Raw genomic sequence first — 14,823 nt, 5'->3', positions numbered from 1 at the left:
TGGGGCTTATTCAAAGGGGATAATCGAAATTTTGCCGTTGCGCTCAAGGATCGCGAATTTGATCTGATCAATCGCCAGAATGCCTTGGGCGGAGCGGGCCGCTTCGAGAATATCGCTCTCATCCAGGCGCGCGTGCTTGAGACGTTCAGCGAGCACCTTGCCGTCTTCGACCACAATCGTCGGCCCGCCATCCAACACCCTGGAAAACCAGCGCGAACGCTGTTTGACCAAGGACAAACCGATATCGATGGCGATCAACGTGACAATCACCAGCACGGCGTTGGTCAACGAAAAATCTTCGCCCAGCAACGCCTGCTGAGTCGCCTCGCTGATCACCATCAATAGCACCAGGTCGAAGGTGGTGAGTTCCGCCAGGGAGCGCCTGCCGGCGATCTTGAACAGAATCATCAACACCAGGTAAATCGCGGCTGCGCGCAATACCGAGTCCATGGCGCCCCCTACGGATAGATGAATTGTGAAAAACGCACGGACGCGCCGTTGGCGAGCGCCACCTGGGTGTCGAAGCTACCCACGCCGTCGCTGCGCAACGTCAGGTACAACACCGCATGCCCGTCATCGTCGGTGAGCAGCCACAGTTTCACGCCTTCGCCGGCGGTGCTGGCCTTGAGGGGTTGCGGCTGCAGCATTTCAACATTGAAGCCACGCAACAACTCGCCACTGAGGGCTACCTCCAGGGGCTCGCGCGCCTTGCCCCGCAGATGGATGACCAGCACATCGGACGACCCGTTGCGCAGAAACCGTTGATGCTCGACGCGCAGTTGCCCATCGGCGCTGCGCACGTCGGCGGTGCTGAGCGGCCCCTTGGAGAACAGCCCGGCCAAGGTCAGCGCCATCAACACCACCAACCCATACCAACCCCACCGCTCGAAGTGCCAGACCTTGCGCTGCAGGGTCATGTCTTCATTCACCGGATAGCTCCGGCTGTGCAAGTCGTTATGCGCAGGGGGCTTCATAGGGCACCTTCGGCTCAGCCTTTGCTATGTTCGGGCGAAGATGGGCCTTTGGTCACACCGCGCGGCCCCGCGATACTCCAGATCGCCAGCCCTAAAAACGGCAGCAGCACGACCATAGCCGTCCAGCCCGCCTTGTTGCCGGTTGAATTGTCGCTTCGCCAGACGCTGTTGATGACCCACAGGTCGAGCAACAGCAGGATGACGGCCAGGAAAATCCAGAAATAAGTGAATGGCATGATGCACCTCCCGTTGATACAGGTTTGGTTTAACCAGGACGGCCGGGGTTCATTCTTTTTCGCTGTTCACAGATAAACGTATCCACTCAGCGAAGCGGCACGAACGCTATCCATGCACTCTCCCAGGCCTTGATAAAAGTTAGACGAAGCGGCGGTATTTTATGCACCTTGTATAAGTTCTTTCACACGACCGACCGTTCATCGCCGTTTTTATACATTCACAAAACGTTTTCGCAAGCGGCGTTATCGGAATAAGTACCTGTGACATTCACGGGCAACTAGCGAAGCGACAACCCGCTACCAGCTATTCAATTGGAGAAAGACCATGACGACTAGTAATAAGAACCCAGGCAACTTCGCCAACGATCGCGAAAAAGCGTCCGAGGCCGGTAAAAAAGGCGGTCAAGCATCGGGTGGCAACTTTGCCAACGATCGGGAAAAAGCCTCCGAGGCCGGGCGCAAAGGCGGCCAACACAGCCATGGTGGCGGCCGCAAATCGTAAGTGAGCGAAAAGGGGGCGGCCTTGGCTGCCCCTTTCTTACTGGGCAAAGAAGTTAGTCATTTGACCCGCACGCTCTAGGTTGCCGTGGACAACTAACCCTGCCTGCCCATGCCTAACTGTACCTATTAAGCCTTCTTCTCCTGACACAACTTCATCGCTGTAGATATTTGCCCGCGCTGATAAATACCCACCGCTGGGAAGTGCAATTTAAGTTGCATCCACTTCAATATGACGTCCCCTTCTTTATGCCCCTCCGCACGAGCCGCTGCCCCTTGGAAACAGCAGGCCGCCGCACATGCCCTCGCGCGGATGCGGGAAGACCAATGCTCTGCCCACTGCACCACGCCCCGAACGCCGTCCTGTCAACACGTGAAGGCCAGATCGGAAGCGGCATGCAAGGACCTCAACATAAAAACAAATCATTTTATGATTACGCAAGATAACAATATCTGATAATTAGCTTATTCCTAAAAAGACTTTCACTCCGGTTTTTTATAGGCTTATCTTCGCTTCACAGACCGACCCCATGCCCGGCGGAGGACGTACACACCCCCAGCAGACATGGACCCCTCCCCTCATGCCAGACCTTACCGCCCCCGATCACCTGACTGTCAGCGTCGACGGCACCCACATCTTCGACGTACGCCCCGACCAACACGCGGTGTACAGCAACCTCGGCCTGGCGGCGTACGGCAACCCGCCGTTCTACCCGGGCGGTGGCTACTGGCACACCAAGCTGGCCTACGACTTTTAAGCCAAACCGAACACGAGGGCACTCCATTGAATAGATCGCATCTGCCAAGCCGTCTGCTGGCCGCCGGCGCCCTGGCCTTGAGCCTGGTCGCCTGTTCACCGGGCAGCGACACCCCGGCGGGCAAAACCCTGAACATCGCCTTTTTTGGCGACAACACCACCTTGGTCAGTGTCGACCCGTTCCAGGTGTATTGGCTCGAACACCGTGTGCTGCTGCGCAATGTGGCCGAATCCCTCACCGACCAGGACCCACAGACCGGCAAGATCATCCCGTGGCTGGCCACACGCTGGGAAGTCAGCGAAGACGCGCTCACCTTCACCTTCCACCTGCGCGACCATGTGACCTTCAGCAATGGCGAGCGCTTCAATGCCCAGGCGGTGAAAACCGCGTTCGACAGTAACAAGGCCTTGGCCCGCGAGTTGCCGGCCACTTTCGGCGCCACTTACCTGGCCGGATTCGACCACGCCGAAGTGGTGGACGACCTGACCGTCAAGCTGGTGCTGGCCAAGCCCAACGCCGGTTTCCTGCAAGCGACGTCCACCACCAACCTGGCGATCCTGGCGCCAGCCTCCTACGCGCTCAGCGCCAAGGAGCGCTCGCTCGGCAAGATCATCGGCACCGGGCCGTTCGTGCTGGCCAGCTACACGCCGGAAGTCGGCGCGCACCTGACCAAACGCAAGGGCTACGCCTGGGCCTCGGCCAACATGCAAAACCAGGGCGAAGCGCACCTGGATGCCGTCGACGTCAGCTATATCCCCGAAGAGAGCGTGCGCAACGGCCTGTTCCTGCAAGGCAAAGCCGACATCCTGTGGCCGCGCAACCCGTTCTCCGAGGTGGACCTGAAGCTGTTCCAGGCCAAGGGCGCCACCCTCCAGAGCCGCTCGTTGCCGGGCCCGGCGCTGAACCTGTACCCCAACACCCGTGGCGAGCGGGTACTGGCCGACCAACAGGTACGCCAGGCCCTGCAAAAAGCCATCGATCGCAAGAGCTATGCCAGCACCGTGTACAACGCCGACTTCCCGGTGGTGGACGGCATCTATGACGTGACCACGCCTTACTTCAAGAGCCAAGGCAGCAAGTTGGCGTATGACCCGGAAGCTGCCGCGCGCCTGTTGGACCAGGCGGGCTGGGCCAAGGGCGCGGACGGTTATCGCAGCAAGAACGGCAAGCGCCTGAGCCTGAGCTACAACATCACACCGGCCGAGACCGCCGGCGATGTGTTGATCCAGGACCAACTGCACAAAGTCGGCATCGAGCTCAAGCTCAACGTGGTCACCCGTGCCGAATGGGTCGCCAACAACAGCGCCGGCAACTATGACCTGACCAGCACCTACATGACTCGCGCCGATCCGATCATCCTGCAAACCATCCTCGACCCGCGCACCGCCAACAGCTCGACCCTGGCCACCAACCTTTACGAACCGGCCGCGCTGGACAAAGCCAAGAGCCTGTTCGATGCAGGCATCACCGCCACCCAACAGCAACAACGCGCCACCGCTTACGGCGACCTGCAGGACCTGTTGGTGGAACAAGGCTCGGCGTTCCCGGTGTACGAGCGCGTGTGGCAGGCGGCGACATCGCCCAGGGTGAAGAACTTTCGCTGGACCGCCGAGGGCTTTGCGTTACTGGGTGATATCGACGTGAGCACGCCATGAGCCGCTACCTGATCGGCCGTGTCGGCCAGGCGCTACTGGTGCTCTGGGGCGCGTATAGCATCACTTACTTCATTCTGTATCTGCTGCCGGGTGACACGCTGTCGATCATGCTCAGCGCGTCGGGCATGGAGGCCGATGGGCTGTCGGTGGAAGACCTGGCCAAGGCGCGGGCTTATTACGGGCTGGATAAAGGCGTGTTCGAACAGTACGTCGACTTGCTGCTGGGGGCACTGCGCGGGAATTTCGGCCAATCGTTATCGCTTAACCGGCCGGTGGCCGAGCTGTTGGTCGAACGTTTGCCGCAGACGCTATCCCTGGCCGGCCTGGCCATTGTGCTGTCACTGCTGGGCGGCATCGGCCTGGCTTACCTCACCGCGTATATCCGCTGGCAACCGCTGAAGAAAGCGCTGGCGCGCCTGCCGTCCCTGGGCTTTTCGGTGCCGGTGTTCTGGATGGGCCTGCTGTTGATCCAAGTGTTTGCGTTTGGCCTGGGGTGGTTTCCCGCCACCGGCAGCCGGGGCGTTGAAAGCCTGGTACTGCCGGCGGTCACCCTGGCGATTCCGAGCGCGGCGGTGTACGCCCAGGTGCTGCAACGCAGCTTCCAGGGGGTGTGGAAAGAAGCCTACATCGTCACCGCCTACGCCAAGGGCCTGAGCCGGGGCCAGGTGCAGGCCCGCCATGGGTTCAAGAACGCCGCGCTGCCGATCCTCACGCTGATCGGTTTGCAGGTCGGCAATACCGTGTCCGGCGCGGTGCTGGTGGAGACCATTTTCGCCCGCTCCGGCATCGGCCGCCTGGCCCAGGAAGCGGTGCTGCGCCAGGACATCCCGGTGGTGCTGGCGATTGTCGCGGTGTCGGCGGCCGCGTTTGTGCTGGTGAACCTGTTGGTGGACCTGCTTTACCCCTGGCTCGACCCGCGTATTTCACACACGCCAAAGGTGTCCTGAACCATGACCACACTTAATCGAAACCTGGCGCTTTCGGCGCCGCTCTGGCGCCGCCGCAGCCCCCTGCAACGGGTTGCCGCCACCTTGCGGCCCTTGCTGCGTCGGCCGGGGTTCAGCCTGGCCGTGCTGGTGGTGCTGTTTTCGTTGGTTGCCGCCGTGGCGCCGCAACTGCTGAGCAGCTTCGACCCCTACGCCACCGCGCCGGCGGACAAGCTCAGCGCGCCGAACCTGACGCACTGGTTCGGCACCGATGAGCTGGGCCGCGACCTGTTTACCCGAGTGGTGCATGGCGCCAGCCTGTCGGTGCTGGCCGCGTCGCTGGCGGTGGGCATCGCGCTGGTGGGTGGGCTGGGCCTGGGCATTCTGTCCGGGTTTACCGGCGGGCGTGTCGACGCGGTGATCATGCGGTTTGTCGATGTGTTGCTGGCCCTGCCCGGCCTATTGCTGGCCCTGGCGATTGTCACGGCCATCGGCTTCGGCACGGTGCCGGTGGCCGTTGCCGTGGGGATCGGCATTATCCCGGGGTTTGCGCGCACCACCCGCGCTGAAGTCTTGCGCGTGAAAACCCTGCCCTACGTCGAAGCCGCGCGCCTGGGCGGCGCCAGCTGGAGCCGCACGTTGCTGCGGCACATCCTGCCGAACGCCTGGGGGCCGGTGGCGGTGCTGGCGACGCTGGACTTCGGCGCGGCGATCCTCGCCACCGCCGGCCTCAGTTTCCTCGGTTTCGGCGCCGCGCCACCGGCGGCGGAATGGGGCACGTTGATCGCCAATGGCCGGCACTTTCTGATCACCGCGCCCTGGGTGTCGTTGCTGCCAGGCCTGTTCCTGGTCGCGGTGGTGTTCAGCCTCAACCATATCGCCCGTACGTTCGAGGAGGCCCAGCGATGAGCGCGTTTCTGGTCGATGTACGCCAGCTCGCGGTCGATTACCGCGCCGGCGGCCAGCTCAACCCGGCGGTGCGCGGGCTGTCATTTAGCATCGCCCAGGGCGAAACCGTGGCGATTGTCGGCGAGTCCGGCTCGGGCAAAACCACCCTGGCCAACGCCATCCTCGGGTTGCTGCCGGATAATGCGCGGATCAGCGCCGGTGAGCTGTGGGTCGATGGCAGCGACCTGAGCCACGCCGGCGAGCGCCAGAAACGCAACCTGCGCGGCCGTACCATCGGTCTGGTGCCCCAGGACCCGATGGTCAGCCTCAACCCCACCCTGCGCGTTGGCCAGCAGATCGGCGAAGCGTTGATATCGGCCAAGGGCAAGCGCTACCCCGGCATCGACGCGGACGTTGTCGCGTTGCTGCAACAGGTGGGCATCGATAAGCCGGTACTGCGCGCGCGCCAGTACCCTCATGAACTCTCCGGCGGCATGCGCCAGCGCGTACTGATCGCCATTGCCCTGGCCGGCAACCCGCGCCTGATCATCGCCGACGAGCCCACCAGCGCCCTCGACGTCACCGTGCAGCGCAAAATCCTCGACCACCTGCAACGCTTGGTCAGTGAACGCGGGATTTCACTGCTGATCATCACCCACGACCTGGGCGTGGCCACCGACCGCGCGGACCGCATCCTGGTGATGCAACACGGCGCAGTGGTCGAACAAGGCCCGCCCCGCCAGATCCTCGCCCAGCCCGCTCACGACTACACCCGCGCCCTGATTGCCGCCGCGCCCGCCTTCGCCAAGCGCCGTGCGCCGCTGATCAATCTTGACCTGGGGCGCCAGCCGATCCTGAGCCTGCACCACGTCGGCAAGACCTTCGCGTTGCCCAAGGTCAAGGGCGAGGCCGCTACCTTGCTGGCCCTGGAGGACCTCAACTTACAGGTGTACCCCGGCCAGACCCTGGCCATCGTCGGCGAGTCCGGATCGGGCAAGAGCACCGCGCTGCGTATCGCCCTGGGCCTGGAGAAACCCAGCCAGGGCCGCGTCTGCTTCGAGCAACAGGACGTCACCGACCTGAGCTGGCGCCAGTTCCGCCCGTTGCGCCAACGCCTGCAACTGGTGCAACAAAACCCGTTCGCCGCCCTCGACCCGCGCTTTACGGTGTTCGACAGCATCGTTGAGCCGCTGGTGTCGTTCGGCCTGCTCAAGGGGGCGGCGTTGGAACACGCCGCGCGTGAGTTGATCAGCCGCGTGCACCTGCCGGTGAGCTTCCTCGACCGCCTGCCGCGCGAGCTGTCCGGGGGCCAGTGCCAACGCGTCGCTATCGCCCGCGCCCTGGCCTTGAAACCCGACCTGTTGCTGCTCGACGAACCGGTCAGCGCGCTGGATGTGTCAGTGCAGGCGCATATTCTGGAGCTGCTCGAAACGCTGCAACGGGACATGGGTATTGCCTATGTGCTGGTCTCCCATGACCTGTCGGTGGTCGCCAACTTTGCCCACGAGGTACTGGTGCTGCGCAATGGCCGAGTGGTGGAACAGGGGTCGGTGGAGCAGATCTTCAACCGCCCGGCCACCGCGTACACCCGTGAGCTGATCGCGGCGATCCCAGGCCAGGTGGCCGCCGAGTTCAGTTGAGAACGAACCCTGCACCTATGGCGAGGGAGCTTGCCCCTCGCCACAATAAACACGCCTTTATTGCTTGGCGTGCTTGACCTGCATTTCGGGCATCGCCGACGAATGATGGTTGAGGATCTTCCACTGCCCGCCCACCTGTTCGTAAACGAACGTATAGCGCGCCTGTACCTCACGCTTCTTACCGTTCGCTTCGGTCAGGGTGAAGGTATAGACCCCGCTGTCCATGGCCACATTGCTGCCCAACTGGCGGATCTCGCGGTAATTGATCTGGCCTACCGGCTTGAGCGCCAGGAAGTGGTCGAAGTAATCCTTGATCTGGTCTGGCGTGGTGCGTACCTGGTTCGACACCGTAGGCTGCAACACCGCGCCCGGCGCATACAGGGCAACCACCGAGTCAACGTTGCCGGTCTGCAAGGCGCTGTTCCAGCGGTCGAACAGGCCGGCGATCTCGCGGTCTTTGAGGTTGGTCGGGGCCTGCGCCACCTCACGGTAAACATACGGGGCGGTCTCGGCGGCCTGGGCAAACGGTGCGCTCAAGGCAAACATCAGGGCGATGGCGGCGGGTTTGAATTGCATGACGAAACTCCAGTGGTGATCGGTGAGCCCACTTTGCCAACCTGCCCAGCCGCCGCCATCGGCCAACCGGAGTCATTTGCCTATGCCATTTGGCAGATAGCGCCCAAGGGCCTGGCAAGGTCTAATAAGCGTCCTCGCGACCGGAACATTCAGCATGCACGACACACCTCATGATCCCGGCAGCGCCTTGGCCATGCGCGCGCATTTTCGCCAGTCGCAAAGCCGCGCAGCGCGCCTGCGCCTGTTGGTGGAGACCGGGCAGGAACTGGCTCAACTGGCCCCCGAGGCCATGCGCGAACAGGTGCTTGTCAGGGCCTGTGCGTTCCTCGCGATGGACCACGGGGTGCTGCAGGAATGGGATGCCGAGGGCAGCGCCAGTGCCACCGCCCGCCATGGCAGCCCCGCGCGGGTGGCCAGCCTGGCCGCCCTTGCCGACCGCGACCTGCGTGCGCCACGCTGGCACGACCAGCCGCACAGCGTGCTGCAAGTACCCTTGCGCGGCAGTGACGGCCAGGCCTTTGGCGTATTGGTGCTGGGCAATAGCGTCAGCCTGCGCGCGCCGGAGCATGAAGACAGCGAATCCGTGCAATTGCTTGCCACGCTGCTGGCCACTCACCTGGAAAACCATCGGCTGTTGACCACCCTCAAGGCGCGCGACCGTACGCTGTCCGACCTGGTCAACCGCTTGCTTCGCGCCCAGGAAGACGAACGCAAACGCGTAGCCTACGACCTGCACGACGGCCTGGCGCAAACCCTCGCCGGTTTGCATCAACGGCTGCAAGGGTTCGCCGGCCGCTGCCCGCCCCTGCCACACGCCTTGGCCACGGACTTGCAGGCGATTCTCAGCCTGGCCCAGCACTCCGTCGGCGAAGGCCGCCAACTGATTGCGGGCCTGCGCCCCACGGTGCTGGACGATTTCGGCCTGTTCAAAGCCCTCGACAAAGAAGCCGACCGCCTGCGTGACGTCGGCATCAACGTGGTGTGGCGCTCGCACTGTGCGCAGCGGCTGCCCAGCCAGGTGGAAATTGCTGTGTTCAGGATCGGCCAGGAAGCCATCAATAACGTCCTCAAGCATGCGCGCGCCAGCCAGGTGCAACTGGCCCTGGAGCTGCGCGACGAGATGGCCGTTTTACGGGTGGACGACAACGGCAAAGGCTTCGCACACGACCACCCCCGGGATGAGGCCCGGCATCTGGGCCTGGCCACCATGCACGAGCGCGCCAGCCTGCTGGGCGGGCGCTTCACCTGCGCCAGCGTGATCGATGGCGGCACCCGCCTGCAGGCCAGCGTGCCGGCCGGCCTCAACGGAGTTGCACCATGAGCAAGGTGTTACGCCTGGTCCTGGCGGATGACCATGAAGTCACGCGCACCGGTTTTGTCGCGCTGCTGGCCGGCCACCCGCAGTTCGAAGTGGTCGGCCAGGCGTGTGACGGCCAACATGCCGTGGAGCTGTGCGAACAACTGCTGCCGGATATCGTCATTCTCGATATCCGCATGCCGGTGCTCAACGGCCTGGGCGCGGCGCGCGTGCTGCAACAACGCCTGCCGACGGTGAAAGTGGTGATATTCACCATGGACGACAGCCCCGACCACCTGGAAGCGGCGATGAATGCCGGCGCGCTGGGCTACCTGCTCAAGGACGCCAGCCGTGCCGAGGTGATCCAAGCCTTGCAGCAAGTGGCCGCCGGCGGCGAAGCGCTCAACGCGGCTGTCAGCGCACGCCTGTTACGGCGCATGGCCGAACGCCAGGCCAGCGGCGTGGCGCCCAGCGAACACCTCACCCCACGGGAGCGCCAGGTCCTGGGGCTGGTGGCCAACGGCATGAGCAACCGCGCCATCGGTGAACACCTGGGCATCACCACCGGCACGGCCAAGGCCCATGTGGAACGGGTGATCGGCAAGCTCGGCGCGGCCGACCGCACCCAGGCGGCCGTGCGTGGTATCGCCCTGGGCCTGGTGGCACAACCATGAAGCGCCGTTGGGCCGACCTGCCCCTGCGGGGTAAGGCGCTGGTGGTTATTTCGTTGCCGTTGGTGGTGCTGTTACTGTCCCTGGTGCTGATCTACACCACCGAACGCCAGACCGCGCGCGCCGAAGAAGACGTGCGCCGGGTGCTGCGCGTGCAAGGCGATATCCAGGCCGTGCACACCCTGCTCGCCGAAGCGGCGGCCAGCGTGCGCGGCTACCTGCTGACCCGGCGCGAGGACTTCCTGCCCAGTTACCGCAACGCCAGGCCGCAGATTGACGCCGCGCTGCTGCGGCTCGACCGCAACGTTCGCGATCAGCGGGTGCGCGAGCAACTCAACGCGATAAAGCCGCTGATTGACGGCAAGATCGACGGGCTGCAAGACATGCTCGACGACAGCCACGCCACACCGCACTCGATCAGCGCCATTTTGATCAGCAACAAACACATCCTCGATGCCTTGCGCCAACACATCGGCACCATGCTCACCCTGGAAGCGTCTTTGCTGGCCGAGCGCAGCGCGGCGGCGTACGAGACCCGTCAGCGCTTATTGCTGTCGACCTGGCTGGCGGCGGTGTGCGGCTTGTTCGGCGCCATTGTCGCGGTGCTGTTCCTGTCCAAGGGGATTGTCGCGCGGGTACAGAACGTACAACGCAATGCGCAACGCCTGGCGCTGGGCCACCCGCTGTTGCCGCAACCGCCGGAACAGGACGAAATCGGCCAACTGGGCACGCGCCTGGTGGAAGCCGGCTTGCTGCTGGCCGAACGCGAACGCGCCTTGCGCGACAACGAGGAACGCTTGCGGCTGATCATCGACGGGGTCAAGGACTACGGGATCTTTGCCCTCGACACCGCGGGCCATGTCACCAGTTGGAACAACGGCGCCGAGCGCATCAAGGGTTACACCGAGCAGGAAATCATCGGGCGGCATTTCTCGGTGTTCTACCTGCCCCAGGAGTGCCCGCAGCACCCGGACATGGCCTTGCGCGAGGCCACCGGCAACGGCGATTACACCGAAGAAGGCTGGCGCTGCCGCAAGGACGGCACGCGCTTCTGGGCCAGTGTGGTGATCACCGCGCAGTACGACGGCACCGGCGCGTTGCGTGGCTTCTCCAAGATCACCCGCGACATCACCGACCGCCGCGCCGCCGAAATCGCCTTGCGCACCGCCCGCGAGGAAGCCGAACGCGCCAGCCGCGCCAAAAGCGAGTTTCTGTCGCGCATGAGCCACGAGCTGCGCACGCCACTCAATTCGATCCTGGGTTTTGCGCAGTTGCTGGACATGGACGCGGCCAAGACACAAAAGGCCCAGGTCGGGCATATCCTGCGCGCCGGCCAGCACCTGCTGACGCTGATCAACGAGGTGCTGGACATTGCCAAGATCGAAGCGGGAGGCCTGGCGTTGAACATTGCCCCGATCCCGTTGACGCAGGTGTTGCAAGAGGCGTTGACGCTGGTGTCCCCCATGGCGACCGACGCGGCTATCCAATTGCAGCCCCTGCCCCCGCTGGCGGCCGATATCGGCATCGTTGCCGACCGCCAACGCCTCACCCAGGTGCTGCTGAACCTGCTGTCCAATGCGATCAAATACAACCGCCGCGAAGGCCAGGTGAGCATCGAGGTCACGGTCGACGGGCCGCGTATCGGTGTAGCGGTGTGCGATAGCGGCACAGGCATTGCGGCGGGTCACCTGGGGCAGTTGTTCACCCCGTTCGAGCGCCTGGGTGCCGACCCGAATGTGGAAGGCAGCGGCCTGGGCCTGGCGCTGAGCAAAAGCCTGCTGGAGCAAATGGACGGCCGGCTGACCGTGCAAAGCCAGGTCGGTATCGGCTCACGCTTTACCCTGGAGCTGCCGTTCGCGCGCCTGCCGGGCTCACCGCTCAGGGTGCCCACGGTGATCGACAGCGAATGGAAGCGCCCTGCCCCCGCCGCTTGCCGGGTGCAGGGCAACGTGTTGTGCATCGAAGACAACCTCTCCAGCCTGGCGCTGATCGAAACCCTGCTGCAACGCCGGCCGGGGATAAAGCTGCTGTCGAGCATGCAAGGCCAACTGGGCCTGGACCTGGCCGCACAGCATCGGCCGCAGCTGATTCTGCTGGATGTTTCGCTGCCGGACATCGACGGTTTGAAAGTGCTGCAGCGCTTGCGCGGCTCGGCGCTCACCCGCGACATCCCGGTACTGATGATCACCGCCGATGCCAGCGACCCTACCCGCCGGGCCTTGCAGGACGCCGGCGCAACGGCGGTGCTGAGCAAGCCCATCAACATCCCGGCGTTTCTCGCCCACCTCGACCAGTATTTTCCGGAGCCCGCGTGAACACCGACCTGCGCATTCTGATCATCGACGACCAACGCCCGAACCTTGAACTGGTGGAGCAACTGCTCGCCCGTGAAGGGTTGACCCATGTACTGAGCAGTACCCAGCCGCTGCGCACCCTGGAACTGTTCAACAGCTTCGAGCCGGACCTGGTGATCCTCGACCTGCACATGCCCGAATTCGATGGCTTTGCCGTGCTCGAACAACTCAACCGACGCATCCCCCAGGGCGAATACCTGCCGATCCTGGTGCTCACCGCCGACGCCACCCGCGACACCCGCCTGCGCGCCCTGGCCCTGGGCGCACGCGACTTCATCAGCAAACCACTGGACGCGCTGGAAACCATGTTGCGGGTATGGAACCTGCTGGAAACCCGCGCGCTGTACAAAACCCTGCGCAAGCTGATACCCGCGCAGCAGATCGAGTTGTTGCAACGGCGTGAATCAACGGGCAATCTCCACGCCGCCGGGGACGCTCCGGTCTGGTTCCCCCATCGATCGCACCTCAAGGACGACCCGCACATGGCGGCTTCGAACAAATGGCTGATGTCGTCAGTCGCGTATTACCTGGATTTTTTCACCATCCCCTTGTTCATCGGCTTTGCGCTCTGGCTGGCGCCGCTTGCCCCGTGGCAATTGCTCGCCGGCCTGTTGGCCTGGACGCTGGTGGAGTATTGCGCGCACCGTTTTCTGTTCCATTCGCTGTATCGCCGCGAGCACTGGACCCATCACATTGATGTACTGGCCTATATCGGGGTGTCGAGCTGGAAAACCAGCTCCACCTTTGCCGCGCTGCTGTTGTTTGCCTGGTACACCGGCCTGACCTCGGCGTTCATCGGCGCGGTGACCGGCTACTTCTATTACATCTCGGTGCATTACGTGATGCACCGCCCCGAGCATTGGGCGTATCGCTATATTCCGGGGCTGGTTGCCAACCACGACCTGCATCACCGCCAAGGCATCGAAAAAAACTTCGGGGTCTCTTCACCGCTGTGGGACCACGTGTTTCGCACGTTTATTCGCACGCCGGCACGGGTTGAAACAACGGAGTGAACGTAACGTAGCGGTCATAAACCAGACGGAAGGCATACAGGGAGGTCTAAAGTTACGGCGGTTGGGGCGGATAACTCCTATGTTATTTATATCCGCAACACTGTTCAGGGACCGAACTCATGACCCAGAGTCAATCCAGCCGTACTGCCCTTCCTGGTCATCCGCGTTTTCTTTGGTTCGCTTTCATCCCGGTCATCCCCGCCGCCGCCTGGATACTCGTGCAGTCCGCCTCCCCGGCCAACCTGGCGGCCTGCGTGGGGCTGGCGTTGGTTGGCCTGGGCGCGTGCGCCTGGAGCGCCCGGGCGCAGCGCCAAGCCGTGCAGCGCGCCCTTGCGCTGGCCGCCCCTTGCGCGGCGCAGGCCGGGCAACAGAGCGCGGATGCACGGGCACAACTCGACGAAGTCTTGCTGGGCGCCATGCCGATCTGGGCCAAACACGTGGAAAGCTCGCGCCAGCAGACTGAAGACGCCATTGTCAGCCTGGCGAATCGTTTCACCGGTATTTCCACGCGGTTGCAAGACACCGTGCAGGCCTCGCAGCAAGCCGCCGGCGAGCTCGACGGGCAGGCCGCCGACGGAGCCCTCAAGGTGTTGGCGCGCAGCGACAGCGAATTGAGCCAAGTGATCGACTCCCTCAAGGCCGCGCAATCGAGCCGTGACCAGACCCTGTCCCAAGTGCGCAGCCTCACTGCCTATACCGGTGAGTTGCGCAGCATGGCCGCCGACGTGGCGGCCATTGCGGCACAAACCAACCTGCTGGCCCTCAACGCGGCGATCGAAGCGGCACGCGCCGGTGAAGCCGGTCGTGGTTTTGCGGTAGTGGCCGATGCGGTACGCAGCCTGTCGAGCAAGTCCAGCGAGACCGGCCAGCAGATGTCGGCCAAGGTCGACATCATCAATAACGCCATCACCCAACTGGTGCAAGCGGCCTCCAGCAGCGCCGACCAGGACAGCCACTCGGTCGCGGCGTCCGAGCAGAGTATCCAGCAGGTGCTCGAACGCTTTCAGAACATCACCGGTCGCCTGGCCGACTCCGCCGATCTGCTCAAGCAGGAAAGCTACGGGATTCGCGACGAGATGACCGACGTGCTGGTCAACCTGCAATTCCAGGACCGGGTCAGCCAGATCCTCAGTCACGTGCGCGACAACATGCATGCCCTGCATGAACACCTGCTGCAGGCCAGCCAGTCGCCGGACCAGCCGGTCAACGTGGATGCGCGGCAATGGCTGGCGCGCATGGAGGCCACTTACGCCACCGACGAGCAGCGGCGCACACACCATGGCGACGCCGCTGCGCAACAGACTTCACAAGACATCACCTTTTTCTAGGAGCACAGC

15 protein-coding genes and 1 pseudogene are annotated in these 14,823 nt (G+C 63.5%); 12 read left to right on the top strand and 4 right to left on the bottom strand.

Features of this window, described 5'->3' with window-relative positions; genetic code table 11:
• Window positions 1–6 precede the first annotated feature (6 nt).
• The 3 genes from AB4O25_RS04450 to AB4O25_RS04440 are packed head-to-tail and all read right to left on the bottom strand — an operon-like array spanning window position 7 to window position 1,210.
• Window positions 7–450, bottom strand: a complete 444-nt coding sequence (locus tag AB4O25_RS04450; RefSeq protein ID WP_017529042.1) for a DUF421 domain-containing protein — start codon at window positions 448–450, stop codon at window positions 7–9.
• An 8-nt stretch (window positions 451–458) separates the two neighbouring features.
• Entirely contained in the window at window positions 459–974 is a 516-nt protein-coding gene (locus tag AB4O25_RS04445; protein ID WP_017529041.1) for a hypothetical protein, read from the bottom strand.
• 14 nt (window positions 975–988) lie between these two features.
• A complete protein-coding gene (locus AB4O25_RS04440) occupies window positions 989–1,210 on the bottom strand; it encodes a hypothetical protein (protein ID WP_065879135.1) in 222 nt (73 codons plus the stop codon).
• A gap of 325 nt (window positions 1,211–1,535) precedes the next feature.
• Between AB4O25_RS04440 and AB4O25_RS04435 the strand changes: the two genes are divergently transcribed.
• The 6 genes from AB4O25_RS04435 to AB4O25_RS04410 all read left to right on the top strand — a co-directional run bounded on the left by AB4O25_RS04435 (window position 1,536) and on the right by AB4O25_RS04410 (window position 7,575).
• Window positions 1,536–1,712 (top strand): con-10 family general stress protein, encoded by a 177-nt coding sequence (locus tag AB4O25_RS04435; RefSeq protein WP_017529039.1) that lies wholly within the window; start codon window positions 1,536–1,538, stop codon window positions 1,710–1,712.
• Between the two features lie 577 nt (window positions 1,713–2,289).
• Window positions 2,290–2,466 (top strand): hypothetical protein, encoded by a 177-nt coding sequence (locus AB4O25_RS04430; RefSeq protein ID WP_460151012.1) that lies wholly within the window; start codon window positions 2,290–2,292, stop codon window positions 2,464–2,466.
• 26 nt (window positions 2,467–2,492) lie between these two features.
• On the top strand, window positions 2,493–4,121 hold the full coding sequence (locus tag AB4O25_RS04425; RefSeq protein WP_460150565.1) for an ABC transporter substrate-binding protein: 1,629 nt from the start codon (window positions 2,493–2,495) through the stop codon (window positions 4,119–4,121).
• Complete coding sequence (locus tag AB4O25_RS04420; RefSeq protein WP_017529036.1) at window positions 4,118–5,068, top strand: ABC transporter permease; 951 nt, start codon at window positions 4,118–4,120, stop codon at window positions 5,066–5,068. The genes AB4O25_RS04425 and AB4O25_RS04420 overlap by 4 nt, the downstream gene beginning before the upstream one ends.
• A 3-nt stretch (window positions 5,069–5,071) precedes the next feature.
• Window positions 5,072–5,956: an ABC transporter permease gene (locus AB4O25_RS04415; RefSeq protein ID WP_065879136.1), complete on the top strand. Its 885-nt coding sequence runs from the start codon at window positions 5,072–5,074 to the stop codon at window positions 5,954–5,956.
• Window positions 5,953–7,575 carry a dipeptide ABC transporter ATP-binding protein gene (locus tag AB4O25_RS04410; protein ID WP_065879137.1) on the top strand — a complete coding sequence of 541 codons (1,623 nt, stop codon included), beginning with the start codon at window positions 5,953–5,955 and terminating at the stop codon, window positions 7,573–7,575. The genes AB4O25_RS04415 and AB4O25_RS04410 overlap by 4 nt, the downstream gene beginning before the upstream one ends.
• 57 nt (window positions 7,576–7,632) lie before the next feature.
• Here the strand turns inward: AB4O25_RS04410 and AB4O25_RS04405 are convergent, their stop codons facing one another.
• Entirely contained in the window at window positions 7,633–8,151 is a 519-nt protein-coding gene (locus AB4O25_RS04405) for an SgcJ/EcaC family oxidoreductase (protein ID WP_017529033.1), read from the bottom strand.
• 154 nt (window positions 8,152–8,305) lie between these two features.
• Between AB4O25_RS04405 and AB4O25_RS04400 the strand changes: the two genes are divergently transcribed.
• The 6 genes and pseudogenes from AB4O25_RS04400 to AB4O25_RS04375 all read left to right on the top strand — a co-directional run bounded on the left by AB4O25_RS04400 (window position 8,306) and on the right by AB4O25_RS04375 (window position 14,814).
• The gene (locus AB4O25_RS04400; RefSeq protein WP_460150564.1) at window positions 8,306–9,472 is read left to right on the top strand and encodes a sensor histidine kinase; all 1,167 of its coding nucleotides are present in this window, start codon (window positions 8,306–8,308) and stop codon (window positions 9,470–9,472) included.
• Window positions 9,469–10,122, top strand: coding sequence for a response regulator (locus AB4O25_RS04395; protein ID WP_017529031.1), 654 nt, complete (start codon window positions 9,469–9,471; stop codon window positions 10,120–10,122). The genes AB4O25_RS04400 and AB4O25_RS04395 overlap by 4 nt, the downstream gene beginning before the upstream one ends.
• Entirely contained in the window at window positions 10,119–12,434 is a 2,316-nt protein-coding gene (locus AB4O25_RS04390; RefSeq protein WP_460150563.1) for an ATP-binding protein, read from the top strand. Before AB4O25_RS04395 ends, AB4O25_RS04390 begins: the two co-directional genes overlap by 4 nt.
• A pseudogene (locus tag AB4O25_RS04385) lies at window positions 12,431–12,871 on the top strand (response regulator); the annotation flags it as partial. The gene AB4O25_RS04390 and the pseudogene AB4O25_RS04385, both read left to right, overlap by 4 nt.
• 84 nt (window positions 12,872–12,955) lie before the next feature.
• Entirely contained in the window at window positions 12,956–13,486 is a 531-nt protein-coding gene (locus tag AB4O25_RS04380) for a sterol desaturase family protein (protein WP_017529028.1), read from the top strand.
• Between the two features lie 119 nt (window positions 13,487–13,605).
• Window positions 13,606–14,814 (top strand): methyl-accepting chemotaxis protein, encoded by a 1,209-nt coding sequence (locus AB4O25_RS04375; RefSeq protein ID WP_026067354.1) that lies wholly within the window; start codon window positions 13,606–13,608, stop codon window positions 14,812–14,814.
• Window positions 14,815–14,823: the final 9 nt, after the last annotated feature.

Source organism: Pseudomonas sp. S3_A03 (assembly GCF_054668275.1).
This window is presented reverse-complemented; position numbering and strand designations above follow the sequence as displayed.